This is a genomic window from Pseudomonas sp. RSB 5.4, assembly GCF_037126175.1.
GTDB lineage: Bacteria > Pseudomonadota > Gammaproteobacteria > Pseudomonadales > Pseudomonadaceae > Aquipseudomonas > Aquipseudomonas fluorescens_H.
The window spans coordinates 4,408,118-4,427,229 of record NZ_CP146986.1; the positions used below are offsets into that span (position 1 = coordinate 4,408,118).

A 19,112-nucleotide genomic window follows, 5' to 3' on the forward strand; every position below is an offset into this window, starting at 1 on the left:
TCCGTAAATGCAGTGGGGACCGTCGGCTCACTCAGACTGCCCTTCATAAAGCTGTGTGTGCGGATTGAATTGCCACAGATGTGGCCGGGTCATGGCCTCTTTGCCCTTGTAGCGGATCTGGCCGCGCTTATCGCGAACGTAGGAGTAGATCTCGATGTCTTTTACATCGCCGCCGTTCTTGGGCGTACCGTCCAGAACTTTGACCTCGGCGAAATAATCGCCCCCGACATGCTTCAAGTAACCGTGGCACTGGATGAGGAAGGCGAAGGTCGAGTCACCCGCGGAACCACGACTTGAGTAGGAGGTGAAAATGAAATCTTCCTGGCCGTCGTCATTAAGATCGCCGCGATATACAACCTTGCCCTCCTCCAGACTGAATCCATCAGTTTGAAAACTTGAATGTATGTCCAGAACGTAATCGGGTCTTTCCACCCATTGCGAGAGAAAGTTCTTCGTATCGGTCTCCGAACTGCACAGATCCGTCGCCATGCTCGTCATCGGCAACCAGGCCAAACACATCAACAACCGTCGTTTCACTTCGTATCCTTCGAATTCATCAATTCCAGTTCACCATCCCGATACCACACCTCACACCCCATCCACGCCGGATCAACCTGCGGCATCACCGCCGACGGCTTGCGCAACTCGCGCAACAACGTCGAACCATGCGACAACCGCCCGCCCATACGCGCAATCACCGCCCGCGCCGCTTGATAGTGCGCATGCCGCCCCGGATCGAGAGTGTCTTCGAGCAAGATGTCCTCGCCGAGAATGCCTTGCACCTGCCCCGGATAAATCATGAAACCGGTCGCTTGCTCCGCACCTTCGCGACCGTCCTGCCAGAAGCTGCCGTCGCGGGTGCGCACGTCGGGATGCGGCGCGAACCAATGCTCGCGATCCGCCATGGGCATGGCGTGGTGAAGACGGAAGAAGATGCGCATCAGGTTGTCGCGATACCACTCGCGTACTTGCAGGTAGTAGCCGCGCAGGCCCGGCAGGCCGGTCGAATGCGCGAGGCGGATCAGCCCGGACCATTGTGGGAATGACTGTAGCGGCAGTTCGCTCGACGCGGGTCGTGGGGTGGCCGGGTCGGTTTCCCACGGCAGTCGATGAGGACTGTTTTCCAGATTGTCGTAAGCGGTCGGCGGACGGCCCAGCCAGTCGCCGCCACTGCTGGCCAGCGCCGTGGCGATGCACAGATTGCCTTGCACCGTGAACACGTAGAACCGGGTGAACCAGTCCGCGAGTTGTTGGCCATTGGCACTTTGGGCGACCAGTTCGGCCAGCTCCCGATCGAAGCGCTGCAAACCGTTTTCAAGGTTCAGCAAATGGCCCCGAGCCTTGCGTTGCATACGCAAAAACAGCGGCAACGAACGCAGCATCTTCAGCGGTTGCCACGGCAGATGCGGCGTCGCACCACCAACTTCATCGGCGTAGTTATCGGCGCTGATGCCCCAGTCGGCCAACCGGGCAAGAAACAGATCATTGTTGATGTAGGACGCGCCGCCGAACACAGCAGTGAACGGCTCGTTGTCCTGCAACACCCGCGCATCCCAGCGCGCCATGATCGCCGGGATACTCGCCGCCGCGCGGCGCTGGGCGTACTCCACCAGCACGCTCGGTTGCGGTGGGAGGATCTCGGCGATGTTCGCGGCGGTCAGGTGCCGGCGCCAGCCGTAGTCGCTGATCGGCCGGTATTGCAGCAGCCAGAGTTGCGAGCCGTCCCAGGCCCATTCGACGTCGCCGGGCACGTAGTGGAACACGCGCAACACGTCTTGCAGAAAGCGCCACAGCAGGTCTTCGGTCAAGCCGTGGGACGGCGTGAACGTGCCGCTACGCCACGCATCGCCGAGTCGCGAAAGCGTTGCTTGTGAGGGGCTGACGTGACCGTCGGCCAACGATTCGAGATGGCCTTCAACCCATTCCAGTTCTACCGAGAGATGGCGCACGAACGCGATCCCGGAAACTACCGGCGTGATGAAGCGTTGCACCACCACTTCCTCGACGCCTTCGGCCGTGAGTTCGGCGATGCGTTTCGGCACATTGGCGGGCGGCTCGCGCAGATAGGTTGTGCTCAAACCGGCATTCGCCGAATCGGCCTGATCCTCGCCATAACTGGAGGAGCGCACCGCCCAGGTCACGTCGGGTTGGGCAGCGAGAAATGCCAGCAGACGCGGATCGCTGCAATCGTTGAGGGTCAGCGCGGCCGGCACCGCTTGCCGGGCCAGTTCAGCCAGGCGCAAACGCCCGCCCTTGGTGTGCGCAACAAACCCGCGCTCGCCCGACTCCAGCCACTGTGCGAACTGCGCGGGCGAGTCGATCCACGGGTAATGGCCCCAACCGGGTTTGAGGCTGATAGTCAGATCAGCGCGAGCGAGAATCGCCGACCACGCCGCCGCTTGCTCGATGCCGAGCACCGCGTCCTGATCGCCCCAAACCAGCTCGACCGGATCGGTGATCCACTCCAGCAGCGGCAACGCAGTATCTGCGCGAATCACGTCCCAATGCGGCACGAACGCACGGCAACGCGCATAGCCGGCGCCCATGCGCTGGTACTGCGCGGGCGTCCAGGTCTGGTTGGAAAACTTGCGCGCGAACAGCGTGGGTTTGTTCGAGAGCAACCAGTGAATGGTCTTGCGAATCGGCAGCGGCGACATCAGCGCCGGCAACCGCCGCTGCCACAGAAACGCACCGACCGGCGCCAACAAAACGCTGCGGGAAAAGTGCCCCGGCTGACGTTGCAACGCATGCAACACCAGCAACGCATTGACCCCGACCGCCGTGATCGCGCTGCCCTGCTGTGTCATCGCCAGCAAGGTCTGCGCGTAGTCCGCCAGATCCTCACAGGGCGGCTGCGGATTGGCGCCGAAACCCGGCAACTCCAGCGGCACCACTTCGTAACGCTGAAAATGCGGCAGCGCGTCATCCCACCAATCGGCGGCGCTGCCGTTGCCGGCCAACAGGTACATCAGGGGCTTGCTCATGGGCGATCCTCAGGCCAGATCGCGCAGCGCGGCGTCAAGAGTCGGATAGCGGAACGTGTAGCCCGCCTCGCTCAAACGCTGCGGCACCACACGCTGACCGTCGAAGAACAATTGCGCCATCTCCCCCGCCAGCGCACGAACTGGCGCGGCGGGAATGTGGAACCACACCGGACGCTTGAGGACCTTGCCGGCCTGCTCGGCGAACGCGGCCTGACTGACCGTTTCGGGCGCGACCATGTTGTAGGTGCCGCGCAAATTTTCATCGTGGAAGGATCGAGCGATCACCTGAATCACATCATCGCGATGCACCCAGCTCATGATCTGCCGACCATCGCCCATGCGCCCGCCGAAGCCCAGGCGAAACGGAATCAGCAACGGCAGCAGCGCACCGCCCGGGCCGAAGACCACGCCGAGACGCAGCACCACCTGACGCACGCCAAACTCAGTGGCCGGTTGTGCGGCGGCTTCCCAACGCGCGCAGAGTTCGGCCATGAAACCGTCGCCCTTGCTGGCCTGTTCATCGAGGCTTTCGCTGGCATCACGCACACCGTAGAAACCGATGGCCGAGGCCTGAATCCACAGTGCTGGTTTGTGCTCGGTGTTCTTCAACCAAGTCATCAACGCTTCGGTGGTGCCGACTCGGCTGGCGAGCAGTTTCGCCTGACGCTTGGGACTCCAGCGTGGGCCGGCGACGGGTGCTCCGGCGAGATTGATCACTACGTCGAAGGCTTCGTCGCGGCTGAGTTCGCCGAGCGAATGCATACAGCGGACGCGGCCGTTGAACAAGGTGGCGGCGCTCAACGGATCACGCGTTAGAACGCTAATTGAATGACCGGCGTCGAGTAACTGGTGGACTAAAGCTTCACCTATAAACCCTGTGCCGCCGGTGATCAGTACGCGTTTGAAAGCGCTGCCAACAAACGGGTTGGATGTGCTCGGAGTCTTTACTGAAGGGGATTTTCGGCGGTCATGGCGATATAGCCAAACCAGCGGTGGCAACAACACCAGCAACGCAAAGCCGTCGAGCCACAGGTGCGACCAGACCTGCCGTTGCGCTGAAAGCCACATGTCCTGCGGCGCCCATAACAGGATGCCCGCGATCAACCAACCCCAGACTGCCGGGGCTTTCAAGCGATTGCCCAAGTGCACCAGAGCGAGCATGTACAGCGAATAGCTTTGCAGCGTCGCGCCGAAAAGCGCGAGCCACCAGACTTGTTGTTCGTGGCCGGCCGCAGGCACCGCATCGGCGCCCCAGAATGCGAGTTCGAGGGTGTGCAAATAGCCGTCGAGTAAACCGGAGTGACCGGCCCAAGTCAGGGTGAGGCCGGCGAGAATGTGCACGATTGCGGCGGCGTATAGCCAGAGTACTAACGCGGGGCGAAGGGAGATCGAGGGGGCTGGCATTCCGTGTCCTGAGCGCATTCCTTGGGGGTGGGGAGTTTAAAGGAATGCGTGGGGTTTCGGGGGTTGTCAGTAGCAGTAGCTGGGTTGGATTGGTGTGGAGGAGTTTTTCTTCAAGTGTTCCAAACCGAAACGGGCGCCATCACTACCCTTCGCGAGGGCCATTTGGTAACAGGCCATGGCTCGAGATGGATCTTTGGTACCCCATTCGCCGCTAGCGAAGGTAGATCCCAACTTGCTGATCGCGTTGGCATTGCCCATTTTTACGGCGCCCATCAGTGCTTGCTCTGCAAGCGCAGGATTTTTGCAGGGACCGTCGGATGTTAGTTCGTTGCCATCGCAGTAAAACTCGGAAAGTCCCATCGCACCGTTCGGCAAAGTCGTGGCCGCTGCTTTGAATAGTGACTCCAAAGTATCCGTTGGCACCTGCGGCGCCATGCCCGAGAGGCTCAAAATAGCGGCTTTATAACTGGCAAGTGGGTCTCCGGAGTGTGCTGCACATAACAAGTTTTCCAGCGTGGCCTCATACAACTCAACGGTGCGAGGCTGGTCTTCCGGTGCACCCAATGCTTCGAACGCCTCGGCACGCTGGAAACAGAGACTTTCTTCCTTGCTCATAGTCGGCGTACTCGCCGCGAGCAGGTCTTTTTCGCGAATAGACCAGTCTTCAACGCCTTCAAGCACCCAGCACGCCTGACGGGAAAAATTGAAGACTTTGACGTTGCTCCAGCCGGCGCGTCGATCCACAACAGTTGAGTGGCTGTCGTCGTATTCCCAAATCACAACACCCGGCGTTTTGCGAGATTCAATAGATGCCATCAACGGATAGGCCAATCCGGCGCCCTTCTCGCCCGTGGTCACAGGCTCGAAACGTCCCGGCTCGGCTTTTGGCTTTAACACCATCGACTTGACGGTAAACGCGGTGAGCCGGCGCTGTGCTTCGATATCGGCAGAAAACACTGCCAGGAAGGGTAAGAAATCCTCGGATGGGCAAGCATTACTGGCGCCGACTTTTTCGGATAACTGCGCCGACTGTGCCGGCACAATCTTGTCCAGATACGCCGAGCGCTCGCGGCTCATTCTGGCGATGCACGAGTTAACAGCGAACACATGCGCAGGCATCCCCGTCTCGATCTCGAATGCTTCCAAAGGGCAGTTCGCATCGCGTAATTTCAGCCACGCACGTTGCGACTCTTTGACCTTCGCCGCGTACTCTGCGCCCAACGCCGGATCTGCTCGATAGTCAGACTCAAGCCGCGCCATCAATTGCTTGTAGCTGAGGTTCAACTGCGTATCGGCAGCCTTCTTCGCCGCCTCCGAGCAGGGCACCATTTCCAGGCTTGATGTGACATGGCTGCAGTCGTCCTGCGCATAGGCCGCTGAAACCGGCAGCAGCACGGCCAGAAGGGTAAAAACGAAACGGTTCACTGTGTTCATCCTTGAGTCATTCAGGCTTTGCTTTTGGCGAAGCGGGTGACGCATTGCTTGGGTATGTTCATTTCCCAATAGGTGCTGAGCAACGCTTTACGTTTTTTTTCGACGAGCAAATTAACGAAGCCATCGCCGCAGTCCGGCTGCAATTCTTCGAAGGTGCCGGTTCTGGCTTGGTAGATGAACACCCGGTAGTAGTCGTAAGTGCCCATGCCGTCATCAAGCTGCCAGACCGCGAAATCCTTTGCACCGTCGAAATTGAAATCATCGATCTGCGCATGGAGTTCGTTTTCAGCTTGAAAATCGATTGTCCGCGTCTCGTTATGCGTTTCGCCTTTAACCGCGACGTTCAGCGTGGAGCCTTCGATCACCAGCGTCGCCTCGATGCCTTTGGTTGGGCTGAAGGTAGTGGTTTCGGCTAACACCGGCATCGTCCACAGCAGGCCGAGGAGTGATACTGCTAGAGCTTTTGATCTCATGTGTTCGCCCTACTCCCACTTGCATCCGGACTCCAAAGAGGAATCGACGCTGGTGTTATTTCCAAAATAGTAAACCTTGCCGTTGGACTTCTTCGTGTACGTCATCGAGACGATCTGCGTTCCTTGAGTCACGAGTTCGTAGGTCCCCGAGACCTTGCCGCTGATGACTTCAGACCAGCTTGTGGTGCTCTGCCAAGGGGCATCAGCGCCGAGCATTTCGTTTTGGGAATCCGTCAACACAATGGAAATTGGCTCGCTGGACTTGGCGTACTTGACGAAGCCGCCAGACCATTTACTGGAGGTGTCGTAAAAGGTACGGAATTCGAACTTCACCGGACTGGTTTCGGATAATTCGAAGCAGAGTGATTCGCTGGTGATTGCGCTGTGGGCGGCGAAAGGAAATAACGCCAAAAAACCAACACATGATTTTTTCATATTTATCGAAACTCGTTAACAACGAACGACTTCTCAAGTAGCAAATGCAGTATTGCTATAAAGGAGGGGACAGATTTATTTATCTAACAAAAAGATGGGCGAACATATCAAAATAGAACAAATAGATTCGCCCACTTATTACTCTAGCTACTATCTCGATTCACCTTCATACAACTTCGTTTTCGGATTAAAGCGCCAAATATGAGGGGTGGTTAATGGCTTACCATCTCTGTGCATTATTTGGTCTTGCTTATCTCTATTATATGAAAATATTTTAATATCTTTATATAGACTGCTCTCTGGGTGCGTACTCAAAACCTCTACATCTGCAAAGTAGTCACCACCAACATTTCTGAGAAATCCTCGACACTGGATAAAAAAATTGTAGGTAAAATCACCACTAGATCCCGCACTAGAATATGAAAGGAAAATATAATCCTTTATCCCATCACCATTTAGGTCTTCGTTGTATACAACTTTTCCTTCTTCGACTGAAAATTCATCACCGGCAACTCGCGAAATCATATCGGTTGTGCGCGAGTCCTCAGTCCATTGTGATAAAAAATGCTTAGGTCCTTCTGTTGGGTAGCAGACATCCACAGGGGCCGCTTGAACAGCGGTAGCGAAAAAAGCAAGAGCGAAAAAATACTTCACATTAATTCTCCAGAACAAATGTATTTCGTCCGATTCTAACCGAGCCTTGAGCTTCACTGGCGCCAAAACCTATAGCACCGGTAATCGTATCGTTCAAGGCCTCTAAAGCTGTATACAGCCTTGCAGTTAATGCCGATTCGTGTGCATCTCCCCAACTCGCAATCGGTAGCTGCCAATTTATTCCTGTGGAACCATTTATTGTTCCTTGAAGAACTGCATTAAGCCTGTTGTTTGGTGGTGCGCCAACAATATGAGCAGGACGCCAAACGTGCCAACGAAGAAGTATTGCCACGGCCTTTTCCGAAGTGTAAATTTTGCCTATCGTGCTATTAATCGTTGCACCTCCAACTTGAAATCCAATTGGATCAGTCAACATCTCTTTCAGCCGAAGCTTAGCCATGGACCACATTGTAGACCTATATCCTGGAATAGTTCTTGCCGCCATGCTAAGACGATTAAACCAGTGCCATGTTTTTAAATAATGCGCCTCGTCCTGCGAAGTGCCTAGCGCAGTAAATTCGCTATCCGCATGAGTCGCTTGGGAAACCGCATATGTATCGTTAGTAAGTTTTACCCAGCCAGCGTAGGTCATAGTATTCGTATCATACAGAGTTGGATTACCCCATTCCTTCGCAGGATACAAACCGAAGTTTTCAAACACCTTTTTGAAAATTTCAGGATTGCGATTTTTTAGATACGCCATGAACCCAACAAACTCACCTTTTCCATATGCGCCTGCTCCAAAATTCCCCATAGTCCAATGACATGGACCACCAGAAATAAGAGCATTATCCCAAGCATTGAGTACATCAAAACGTCCAAAACACTCAGCTTCCGCAACCACCCTTATCGTTCGATAAGTTGATAGGGTTGAGCTATTAATTTGCATCGGATTTACCGGTGATCCAGTAATTTTTTCTACAGTCATTGCAGTCTGGGATGACCAACTATGTGCTTTCCCAGCATTCGGACCGCCATATGTACCACTCTGATAGTAACCCACGGCATGGTATTCGGTCTGAGCGCGACCTTCAGGGAAAGTAAAATAATCACTGAAGTCACGCATTACGACTCTGGGATTTCCTTCGGTAAAACTATCGTGAGCCCATATGTTGCAACCTTTAGGGGCCAAATCAACTCTAGCCCCGGCAGTTATTTTCCAGGCTTCAAAGACAACCGGACATCTATAGTCATTGCTAAGCCAATGCTCAATCGCAGCTCTAGTTTTTTGATTTACCACGCCACTTATCGGACCAGTATATTTTGCTGCATTGGCTACTGACCTAAGGCTATCAACATAATATGTGGCAGGACCAACCGTAGACCCACTTACAGCGGGTGACTTTCCCGCCTTTGCAACAATACCTGCCGAGCTGTCGTAGTAAACGTCCAAATTATTTATTCGTACCGGGGAGCCTGCCTGATCCAGCAGTAGCTGACCTTTCTTCTCGTCCCTCACACATGCAACTTGTGTCATTGAAGCATAAATCTGGAATTCCCGAACGGCCCATTCGGTTCTAGAGCCAAAATCTCCAGTAGGCTTTCCGACAACAGAAAACCCCAAACTAATCAGGTCCTCTTGAAGCTTTCTAACATGCTCCGGCACTGCCAAAGCCGCACTAGTACCTGAGGCAGCTACTGCTGTTTCGGCACTGGTGATCGTTACTGGAGGATTATTGACCCCTCCCCATCGCGGAGGTGTGTTCTGCGCTGGCTTACCATCGTGATCTTTACGACAAAGATCAAAATCCCCATAAATCATTGCTTACTCCCTTACGCAATATGTTGTTCTTCTAGCCGCTTAACATCGCTGGAAGAAAGATAATCTTTATCTGCCAACTCACATGATCGGTGAAAGCAACGAGTGGCATACTTTGTTTTCGGCCCATTATCGCCGTCGACTTTTCCATCGTAAAAACCGAGATTCTTGAGACGAGACTGTAGACCTTTGACATCAGAAGTCTCCGATTGGGCCTTCAAATCCAACTCCCATATCCACGGTTGCGACTCCGTGCCAAAAGGATAGAAAGTAAGCTTTCCCTTTTTCGCATCAGGCGGAACTGGCTGATCAACAAACCCTTCACTGGAAGTTGTGCCTTTATAGGTCACTCCATCCACTTCCAGCGTATAGGGCTGTCCAGCAATACCCTTTTTGTCATAGGGACGCTTCATCTGAATACGGAAGCTCTTTTTCTCGGATGCTGGCGGAGGAGGTGGCACCGCATTCCCCAACGCCTGATCCATCAAACTCCCCGCCTTATCCTTATCTGCCGCCCCCGGCAGCACCGGCGGCTTAATCCCGATCCCGGTGCCACTCCCCGGCGAGCCACCCGCATTAATCTTCACCACCGGCCCAACCACCGTCACACCACCGCCATCGAGCTTGATAAAGCTCCCACCCCCCAAGATGGTCAGCTCCGTCCCCGCCTCGATAACAATCTTGTCCCCAGCCTTGAGGTGAATCTCTTTGCCCACGCTGGTGAGCTGCGCCGTGCCCAGCTTCACATGCTGGTTCTGCCCAACCGTCAGGTGATCATCCAGCTTCGCTTCAACCTTGCGGTCGGAGATCGTGGTGCGGTGCTCTTCGGCCTTGAGCTCGGTGTAAGTGTTCTTCACCACGGTGTCGTGGCGTTCATTGCCGACACGAATCTTCTGGTCGTGCTCGATGTTTTCGTCCCAGTCACGCTGGGCGTGGATGTAGATCTGCTCCGCGCCTTTTTTGTCTTCAATGCGCAGTTCGTTATACCCACCACCACCCGGGGAGCTGAGGGTTTTGAAGACGCTGCGGGTTTTGTTTGCCGGCAGGGCGTACGGCACCGGGTTTTCCTTGTGGTACAGGCAGCCGGTGACGAGGGGTTGGTCGGGGTCGCCTTCGAGGAAGGTGACGAGGACTTCCATGCCGACGCGCGGGATGGAGATGGCGCCGTAGCGGTCGCCGGCCCAGGAGCTGGAGACGCGCAGCCAGCAGCTGGTTTTGTCGTCGGCCAGGCCTTCGCGGTCCCAGTGGAACTGGACTTTGATGCGGCCGTATTGGTCGCAGTGAATTTCTTCGCCTTTGGGGCCGGTGACCATGGCAGTCTGGCTGCCGAGCACGCGCGGTTTCGGGTGTTCGAGGGCCGGGCGGTAGAACACGTCCCACGGGGTGGCGAGGAAGGTGTTGCGGTAGCCCTGGTGGAAGTCGTCCTTGTTGTCGGTGGTGTCGCTGGTCACGCCTTCTTCGAGGACTTGCGGCTGTTTGCCTTCGTGGAAGATTTCGGTGAGCAGCCACAGGTCGTTCCACTCGCTGCGCGGGTGGTCGGACAGGGCCATGAAGTGGCCGCTGACCAGTTTGGTCTGGTCGCCGCGACCTTCGGCCTGGCGGTAGTCGGCGCGGTGGCGTTCGAGGGCGCGCTGGCTGAGGAACTTGCCGCGTGCGCGGTCGATGAAGCGGCCGGGGTAGTCGTAGTCTTCGAGATCCGGTTCGGTGCTCTCGCCATCGGGTTTATAAGCCGCTTCCATCTGCAGGCGCGGTTTTTCGAAGTCGTAGTCGCGACGCGTGGTGCGGCTGGTACGGGTTTCCAGGCGCAGCTTGAAGCCTTTGATCACCGGCTCTTCGGCGACCATGCCGCTGCCCTGTATGTAGGCAGTCGGCTGGCCGAGGTCGGGGAACACCGTCTGGTCGTCGCCGAACACCAGCAGGTGGCCCTTTTCGCTGTGCTGGAAGTGGTAGTGAATACCCTCCTCTTCGCACAGGCGCTGGACGAAGTGCAGGTCGGTTTCGTCGTACTGCACGCAGTAGTCGCGATCCGGGCACGGCTGGCTCAGCTGGAAGCTGTAGGCGTTGCCCTTGATCCCGTGTTCGTCGAGGATCAGCGCGATGATTTTCGGCGCCGACATCTGCTGGTAGATGCGCTGGTTGGTGCGGTGATGCAGGTATTGCAGTTGCGGTACCAGCGAGACCTTGTAGCGGGTCAGGCGCTTGCCGGCATCGCCCTGGGCGACGCGGTAGATCTGGCCGTGGATGCCGGAGCCTTGCGGATCGAATGCGAGAAACGCCTGCTTGTGCAGGAGCTTTTCCAGATCCAGATCGGGGTTTTCGCTGACCAGTTCGAGGTCGAAACGAAACGGCTGGCTGATGCCTTCGGTGCCGGTGAACGACAGCACTTGCAGGTCGCCCACGTAGTCTTCGACCTTGAGGCTGAAGTGGGTTTCGTTAGCTGGGTTGAACATAAAGCGCTCCCTGTTCGAATGTCGTCCGTTACGCCCGAAGTCGCAACCGTTGCAGCCAGGACGAAGTGGCGCCCAAGGCGTCACGCAATTGTTGGGCAGTGATGGTGCGTTCTGCCGCGTTGAAGCTCAGCGCGGTTCGCAGCGCTGGCCAGCCGTGTTTCGGTAAGTTCGCCGGGGCTTGCAGTTCGCGCTCCAGGTGCTCGTCGCGGGCCTGGGTCGAGGGCAAGCGGCGGAACGGGTGTTTGCCGCTCGCCAGTTCATAGATCACGCAGGCCACGCCGTACACGTCCGCGCTGGCCGACAACGGTTGGCCCTGAAGCAGTTCGGGGGCGGCGTAGCCCGGGGTCCAGGCGTTGAAACGCTCGCGGCTCAGGTGCGGCAGGCCGGGCAACACGCCCTCGTCTGCCTGGCCGAGACCGAAGTCGAACAGGCGCAGGCCGTCTTCGCTGAGCATGACATTGCTCGGTTTCATGTCACCGTGCAGCACGCCGCGACGGTGGGCGTAGGCCAGCGTGTCGAGCAGCGGCAGCGCGATGTCGCGCGTTTCTTTCCACGGCAGGCCCAGAGGCCGCTCGCAGAGCAATTTGTCCAGGGTCAGACCACGCATGTATTCCATGGTGATGAAGGCCCGCTGGCAGTCGGTGTCGACTTCAAAGGTGTGCGCACGCACGACGTTGTCGTGGCGCAGGCGTCGGGTCAGGGCGAACTCGCTGTAGAGCAAGGCACTGGCGTCCGGCGATTCGGCAAATTCTTCGCTGAGGATTTTCAGCGCAATGTAAGGGTCGGGATCGCCGAACTGCTCGTGCAGCAGATCTCGCGCCCTGTAAACCGCGCCCATGCCGCCCGCCCCGAGCAGACGCTCGAGGTGGTAGCGGCCGGCGAGTACGTCCGGCAATGCACCGATGCTGGCCTTGGTCGGCGCCAGCAACGGCTCGGCGTTGTTTGCCTTGGCGAAGGCGAAGTAGGTCAGGTTGCTGGCCTGCTCTTCGCTCATCAGCAAGTCATCGACTGAGGATTCGATTTCAGTCATTGGCGGATCACCACGGCAGTCAGGTTGTCCCGGGCGGCGCCCCGCAGGGCGCCGTCGAACAGACGTTCCAGCGCCACATGTGGCGCGCTGAGGCTAAGGGCGTTGCCGAGGGCATCGCTGCTCAGGCCCTGATACAAACCATCGCTGCACAGCAAAAACGCATCGCCCGGATAGACCTCGAGTTCGAGGACATCCAGGGTCAGCTGTTCGGCGGCGCCGACGGCTCGGGTCAAGGCCTGAGCTGCCGGGTGCGCCGCCGCCTGTTCGACGCTCATCTGTTGCTCGTCGATCAGTTGCTGTTGCAGCGAATGGTCCTTGGACAGCTGATACAGCCGCTGCCCGCGCCACATGTAGCAGCGGCTGTCGCCGGCCCAGATGCAGGCCGCGCGATTGCCTTCCACCAGCAGCGCCACGACGGTGCTGCCCATGATGCTGTCGTGGCGTCCGGCGGTGACCGTCAACTCCTGCCCCAAACGCCGGTTCAGCCAGTGCAGGCACTGGCGGATGGCCTTGAGGCGTTCGTCGAAGTCCTCGTGCTGCGGCAATTCAGCCAGGCTGGCGACGATCAACTGGCTGGCGATGTCGCCACCCTGATGACCGCCCATGCCGTCCGCGACCACCCACAGCCCCTGCTGTGGATTATCGAGGAAGGCATCTTCGTTGCGCGCCCGCACCTTGCCCGGGTCGGTACGCGCCGCGCTGCGCCAGGGACTGGCCACCAGCATCAGAGCTGCACCGGCATACGGAAGGTGCGCAGCACGCCCATGTCGAACGGGTTCGGCGTGCGCTGGCTGGTCAGCAGGTAGTTGGCGCGCAGGCCACCCACGTCGGCTTTCAGTACCAGCACGTCGCGACCGGTCAGGTACTCGGTCTGCATCAGGTCGAACAGACGGAACAGCGACCATGGGCCGGAGTTCTTCTCGATACCGATCGGACGCCCCGCCATCTTGTCCATCACCAGACTGGTGCGACCGTCTTCAGCATCGGTCGGCCACTTGAACGACACCGGCACAATCGGACCGTGACGGTATTCGATGGTCTTGTCGCCGAACTTGAACTCGGAACGGCTCACCGCCGGATCGAGGGTGTACGGTTCCAGTTTGAACTGCACGGTCGGCTCGGCCGGGTTGATCGAGAAGAAGCTCTGGCGAATCGTCAGCGCCGCCGCCATCTGGTCGAGGTACATCTTCGATACCGGCAGGCTGTGACCGTCGACGCTGCGCATCCGGTAGTTGCCCGGATCTCCGCTGACGAACGGACGCATGTAGCTGTCGAAGAAGCGGTCGACGGTGCCTTGAGCCCGGAAGAACTCGCGGAAGTCGCTGATCGCCACGTCGCTGGTGCTGCTGGCGCTGAACGGATAACGCTTGCTGATGGTTTTGCCATACACGCTGTACAGCTCGTTCTGATAACGGCCGTTCAGGTATTGATAAGCGTCGTTGAGCACGAGGCGCCACGAGTCCTCGGCCAGCACGTTGAACCACACGCTCAGCGGACGCGGCAGGCGACCCGAGGCCGCACGCAGGTTGGTCAGCGCATCACGCTGGCCGCTCATGCGGGTTTTCGCCATTTCGAACGCGGCTTGTTCCGGCGTACTGGAACGGGCCAGGCCGGACAGTTGCAGTTGCAGGTCGTTGAGCGCGCTGATGGCCGGGGTCAGGTCAGCGGCCGGGCCGTTGTTGTCATCGAGCAAACGATGCAGCGGCTCGAAGCGACGTTGCAGGGATTTCTTCGCGGTGTCCGGCAGGCTCTTCGCCACGTTCAGCGCCGAAGCCTTGTCGGCGACAGCCGAGGCCAGTTTGCCGACCTTGCCCAGTTTTCCCTTCTGCCCAGCCAGTGCATCGGCGGCATCACCGGCTTCATCCACCGGATCGGCAGCAGCCGGGAAGCGCGTGTTCTCGCGCACTTCAGTGAGCAATGCCAGCACCGGCGAGTTGGCCGACGTCAGGCCCGCCAGTTGCTCGGCGCCTTCACCGGCGTCGCTGATCGGCGGCAAGGCCACCTGGCCAACGGCTTCGCTCCAGTAGTTGGCGTAGTCGCGGAAATACAGTTGCTCCAGCTCGACCATCAGGCGACGCAAGTCCATGTCGCTGATGCCCGCGCCTTCGCCCAGCACCCAGTTGTCACGCAGGATGTCGGTGACCAGCGCCGAGCCCTGCACCGAGAAGTACTGCTGATAACCCTGCTGGGTGTAGAACCCCGGGATCACGTATTCGGTGCCGATGAACAGCGAGCCCTGCGGGCCAAGGTGTTGGCTGAAACGGTATTCCGGCAGGTTGCGCGCCTGCTCGCGGAGCATGCGGTAGACCACGGTGGCCAGCGATTCGGCGCGCAGCACCTGACGTGCCTGAGTCACCAGTTGATCGTTCAGCGGGTAGATGAACGGCTGCTTCAGCAAACGCTCGAGGTGGGTGTTCAAGCCGTTCTGCACCGCGGTGTTGCCGGTGTAGCGCTGCGACCAGTCAGTGGCGACCCAGTCCTTGAGCCATGCGGCGTCACGACGGTCTTTCATGTTCAGCATCAGGTACGCACGCAGGCTGTTGAGCAGCTTGTCGCGGTCCTTCATGTTGGCGCGGATCTGCCCTTCAAGCAGGGTCGCGACCCGTGGCAGCAATTGCGCTTCGAGCTCATGCTCGTAGGCTTGCCTGACCACCGGATTGACGTCTTCGCCCTGATACAGACCGCCACGCTCGTGGTACGAGACGTCGCCTTTCTTCGGGAACACCTGAGTCGCGGCGTAGCTGGTGTCGAGGGTTTTCAGCACGCCCATCGCATCATCACGCGGGGTCAGCGCTGAACGCTGCTGAGTCCAGTTCTGCGCCAGGGTGCGCAGGTTTTCCAGACGCTCATAGTTGGCCGAGAAACCACCGGCCCAGAGCATGCCGAACAGCGCCAGTGCCGCCAGTGCACCGACGTACAACGCACGCTGGCCCCAATGAATGCGGCTGCGCTCGCGCTTGTCCAGACCGGCCAGATCCGATTCCGGGAAGATCACCCGGCTGAGCAGATGATGGATGAAGCGCGAACGGCCGCTACGCAGGGTCGGCAGCACACCGGCATTCATGCCCAGGTTGGCGCCGATGCCGGCGGTGGTCGCGTCCATTTCCTGCGTCAGATGCGGAGCGCTGGTCAGGTAGAAACCACGCAACAGCGTCGCGCGCTGGTAACGGTTGCCGGTGAACGCCATATCCACGAACAGGCACAGGCGCTCGCCGATCTGCCCCAGTTGATGCGGGAAGTCGAGGATGCGGCCACGGCGCTGGGTATCGCGCTCGGAGTGCATGCGCATGATCACCTGATTGTTCAGGCGACGCAGCAGCTCTTCGAACTCGCTGCGCAGTACCGCGACGTCGGTGCCGACCTGATCCTTGCGGAAACTGGTCCCCAGCACCTGATCGCTTTCTTCGCGGGTCAGTTGATCGAAGAACTCGTCGAAACCGAGCAGCTTGTCCGCCTTGCTCAGCACCAGATACACCGGCACGTCGACGTGCAGTTTCTGATAGACGTCTTGCAGACGACCGCGCACCTGGCGCGCCAGGGTGTCGATGTCCTGCTCGCTGCCACCGATCAGGGATTCCACCGGAATGGTCACCAGCACACCGTTCAACGGACGCCCGCGACGACGCTTGCGCAACAGTTCGAGCAAGGTGGTCCAGGCACTGCCGTCGACTTCCGCGTCTGGCTGCGTGGTATAGCGCCCGGCGGTGTCGATCAGCACACCGTGATCGGCGAAGTACCAGTCGCAATGACGGGTGCCGAGGGTGTCGCGGGTCAGCTTGCGGTCGATCTTGTTGATCGGGAATTCCAGCCCGGAGAAGTCCAGCAGGCTGGTCTTGCCGGAGGCCTGCGGACCGATCAGCAGGTACCACGGCAAGTCGTTGCGCCAGCGTTCGCTGCGGCCACGATACAGGCTCGAGGTCTTCAGGGTTTTCAGCGCGTCCTTGAAGCGCGCCTTCAACTCTTTCTGCTCTTCTTCGATCAGCTCGTCACGACGAATGCGATCCTGACCGTCTTCGGTTTCTTCGACGGCTTTCTTGCGGATGCCCGCGCGCCAGCTGACGAAGACCATGGTCAGGCCCCAGATCAGGAACAGCACGCTGATGGTCAGCAGGCGCGAGGTCGCGCTCTCCCAGAACTTGTAGTCATCCACCGCCAACAACGGGCCGACGAACCACACCAGCAATGCCACGAACAGCACCAGCAGCAAGGTCCAGACCCAGGTCTTGCGCAGGAAGGCGCCGACTTTCTTGAAAAACTTTTTCATCACACGTCCCTGTTACGGCTGCGACTGCGGTTGAACCGCGGCCGGATCGATCGGCTGATAGGGTTGCAGAACGGTGTCGCGCTGCTCGCCCAGAACCCAGGCGAAGCCCGAATACATCACCACCAGGCAGACGACAGTGAACAGCACCACCATCCACGCCGGCACGATGCGCACCAGGTTGCGGCGCTGATCGTTGAGGCCTTCCCAGTGCGGCGACAACTCGCGCGGCACGTCGCCACGCAACTGACGGATCTGCCGGTACAGGGCGTCGCGGATGCCTTCGAGTTCGAGCATGCCACGCGCCTGCACGCGGTACTTGCCCTCGAAACCGAGGGACAGGCACAGGTACATCAGCTCAAGCATCGGCAGGTGTTTGACCGGGTTCTTCGACAGCCGATCAAGCAGCTGAAAGAACTTCTCGCCACCGAACGTCTCGTTGTGGAAGCTGCTGAGCAGGCTCATCTGCGACCACTCGCTTTCGTTGCCCCACGGTGTGGTCACGACAGCTTCGTCGACCACGGTGCAGAGCACGTAACGCGCGGCCATCACCTGGCTGCTTTCAGCGCCGTTGTGCAACGCGCGCACTTCAAACAGCTTGAGCCCGGCGGTCAGGCGCTCGTTGAGCGCGTAGAGGTCTTCGCGGGTTTCGCTGTGCTTGAGGCGCACCACTTCCGAGAGCAGTTCGGACGACGCCGCCACCAGCGAATTGAGGCTGATGTTGAAGGCCTCAGCCGGGCGCAGGCGCGCGGCGTAGATCATGCGTTCTTCCAGTTGCTCGAAGCGCGGCGGCGCGGCGAAGTCGGTCAGCGGACTGGCTGCCGGTCCGTGGCCCTGACGATCGAGCAGGACGGTTTTGTCGTCCTGGTTGTAATCCGTTTCCTTGATCATGTCGGTCAGTTCCTGATGGCCCAGAATTTCAGTTCAAGCTCGGCGAATTCGCCGGACACGTGGAACGCGAAGCCGCCGGAGCGCTCGAGTTGCGCCAGGTCTTCGGAACTGAGTTCGAGGATGAAGTAGGTTTTGTTCGAGTGGAACGCGATCTGCCGCGGGGCCACCGGCAACGGTTTGACCTTGATCCCCGGCAGGTGCAGGTTGACCAGTTGGCGGATACGCTCCACCGGGCCGACCTTGAGGTGCGCCGGCAAGCGGTGGCGCAGTTCTTCGGAGTCGCAGTTGGCACTTGCCGCCAGCACGAACGACGCCGAGCCGAGCAGTTTGTGGTCGTGCAACGGCGATACGATGATCCCGTACTGACGCGCCTGCAGGATCAGTTCGATAGCGTGCTGTTCCAGCACCATCGACAGCACCTGACGAATCGCTTCCATCAGTTTGCGGAAGCTCGCGCCCTGATCGGCGTGGGAATAACGGCTGTCCAGACGCGGGCGCTTGCTGTCGCTGGAGAAGGTCGCCAGATCACCGAGCATGGTCAGCAGCGTGCGGTACAACTCTTCCGGGTGCACCTGCTCCAGACCGAGGTAGTGGCGCAGCAGCAGTTCGGTGCGGTTGATCAGTTGCAGCATCATGAAGTCGCCGACTTCCGCGCCGCCGACCTTGCCGTTGGAGCGAATCCGTTCGGCAATCGTGTCGCCCCGGTGGTTGAGCATGCTGATGACTTCTTTGAGGCACGACAGCAGATAACTGGAAGCGTGGGCCTGGATGTAAGTCGGTACGAAATCCGGGTCGAGGCTGATCACGCCGTCCGGCGTGGTGTCGAGCACGTCGCAGATCTTCAGCTTCACGTAGGCCTGATCGCTCTGCTGCTCGCCGAGCAACAGTTTGAAGTCCGGGCGGCCACAGCTGACCTGGCTCGCGGAATCGTCACCGGCGTTGGAGTCAGCCACTTCGGCGTCATACGCGGTGTACCGCGCGAGCACATCGGACTGCTCCGGACGGCGCGCCTCGATGTGGTTACCGGTGACCAACGGCAGCGCCAGGTAAATCGGCGTGTTGCCGGTGTTCGGCGGTACGTCCAGCGCCAGCGGCTCGGTGTTGCCGCCGAGTTCGAACAGGCTGCCGTCCGGCAGGATCCCCGACGCGGCACTGATCACCAGTTTGCCCATGTTGAGGAACTGCAGGTCGATCTCCAGATTGAGAAAGCCCCAGGTGTAGCCACCCAGCAACTGGGTGCGGGTTTTCATCTGGTGATCGTAGTAGCGATCGTTGTGCTGGAAGTGCTGCGGCCGCAGCAACATGCCTTCCTGCCAAATGACTTTATGGGTATTCAT

Annotated in this window: 14 protein-coding genes and 1 pseudogene; all 15 read right to left on the reverse strand. The window is 58.8% G+C overall.

All coding sequences use genetic code 11. The annotated features are described in order from the left end of the window. Nucleotides 1–27: 27 nt before the first annotated feature. The 15 genes and pseudogenes from V9L13_RS20050 to tssK all read right to left on the reverse strand — a co-directional run bounded on the left by V9L13_RS20050 (nt 28) and on the right by tssK (nt 19,112). A complete protein-coding gene (locus V9L13_RS20050) occupies nt 28–537 on the reverse strand; it encodes a hypothetical protein (RefSeq protein WP_338800347.1) in 510 nt (169 codons plus the stop codon). Further along, nucleotides 534–2,984 carry an alpha/beta hydrolase gene (locus V9L13_RS20055; RefSeq protein ID WP_338800348.1) on the reverse strand — a complete coding sequence of 817 codons (2,451 nt, stop codon included), beginning with the start codon at nt 2,982–2,984 and terminating at the stop codon, nt 534–536. Before V9L13_RS20055 ends, V9L13_RS20050 begins: the two co-directional genes overlap by 4 nt. Nucleotides 2,985–2,993: 9 nt before the next feature. Next, nucleotides 2,994–4,388: a TIGR01777 family oxidoreductase gene (locus tag V9L13_RS20060; RefSeq protein WP_338800349.1), complete on the reverse strand. Its 1,395-nt coding sequence runs from the start codon at nt 4,386–4,388 to the stop codon at nt 2,994–2,996. Between the two features lie 66 nt (nt 4,389–4,454). Then, complete coding sequence (locus V9L13_RS20065) at nt 4,455–5,813, reverse strand: lysozyme inhibitor LprI family protein (RefSeq protein WP_338800350.1); 1,359 nt, start codon at nt 5,811–5,813, stop codon at nt 4,455–4,457. A gap of 20 nt (nt 5,814–5,833) precedes the next feature. Further along, nucleotides 5,834–6,295, reverse strand: a complete 462-nt coding sequence (locus V9L13_RS20070; RefSeq protein ID WP_338800351.1) for a hypothetical protein — start codon at nt 6,293–6,295, stop codon at nt 5,834–5,836. Nucleotides 6,296–6,304: 9 nt separating this feature from the next. Then, the gene (locus tag V9L13_RS20075; RefSeq protein ID WP_338800352.1) at nt 6,305–6,730 is read right to left on the reverse strand and encodes a hypothetical protein; all 426 of its coding nucleotides are present in this window, start codon (nt 6,728–6,730) and stop codon (nt 6,305–6,307) included. A gap of 150 nt (nt 6,731–6,880) precedes the next feature. Next, nucleotides 6,881–7,384: a hypothetical protein gene (locus V9L13_RS20080; protein WP_338800353.1), complete on the reverse strand. Its 504-nt coding sequence runs from the start codon at nt 7,382–7,384 to the stop codon at nt 6,881–6,883. 1 nt (nt 7,385) lies between these two features. Then, entirely contained in the window at nt 7,386–9,146 is a 1,761-nt protein-coding gene (locus V9L13_RS20085) for a peptidoglycan-binding domain-containing protein (protein ID WP_338800354.1), read from the reverse strand. An 11-nt stretch (nt 9,147–9,157) separates the two neighbouring features. Then, a complete protein-coding gene (locus tag V9L13_RS20090) occupies nt 9,158–9,628 on the reverse strand; it encodes a peptidoglycan-binding domain-containing protein (protein WP_338802887.1) in 471 nt (156 codons plus the stop codon). After that, nucleotides 9,605–11,593 (reverse strand): annotated as a pseudogene (locus tag V9L13_RS20095) (type VI secretion system tip protein VgrG); the annotation flags it as partial. The pseudogene V9L13_RS20095 and the gene V9L13_RS20090, both read right to left, overlap by 24 nt. 28 nt (nt 11,594–11,621) lie before the next feature. Then, on the reverse strand, nt 11,622–12,623 hold the full coding sequence (locus V9L13_RS20100) for a serine/threonine-protein kinase (RefSeq protein WP_338800355.1): 1,002 nt from the start codon (nt 12,621–12,623) through the stop codon (nt 11,622–11,624). Continuing rightward, nucleotides 12,620–13,348 (reverse strand): PP2C family serine/threonine-protein phosphatase, encoded by a 729-nt coding sequence (locus V9L13_RS20105; protein ID WP_003229555.1) that lies wholly within the window; start codon nt 13,346–13,348, stop codon nt 12,620–12,622. Before V9L13_RS20105 ends, V9L13_RS20100 begins: the two co-directional genes overlap by 4 nt. Beyond that, a complete protein-coding gene (tssM, locus tag V9L13_RS20110; RefSeq protein ID WP_338800356.1) occupies nt 13,348–16,887 on the reverse strand; it encodes a type VI secretion system membrane subunit TssM in 3,540 nt (1,179 codons plus the stop codon). Before tssM ends, V9L13_RS20105 begins: the two co-directional genes overlap by 1 nt. A gap of 12 nt (nt 16,888–16,899) precedes the next feature. Continuing rightward, on the reverse strand, nt 16,900–17,775 hold the full coding sequence (gene icmH, locus V9L13_RS20115; protein ID WP_103483741.1) for a type IVB secretion system protein IcmH/DotU: 876 nt from the start codon (nt 17,773–17,775) through the stop codon (nt 16,900–16,902). 5 nt (nt 17,776–17,780) lie between these two features. Beyond that, nucleotides 17,781–19,112 (reverse strand): type VI secretion system baseplate subunit TssK, encoded by a 1,332-nt coding sequence (gene tssK / locus V9L13_RS20120; protein ID WP_007962327.1) that lies wholly within the window; start codon nt 19,110–19,112, stop codon nt 17,781–17,783.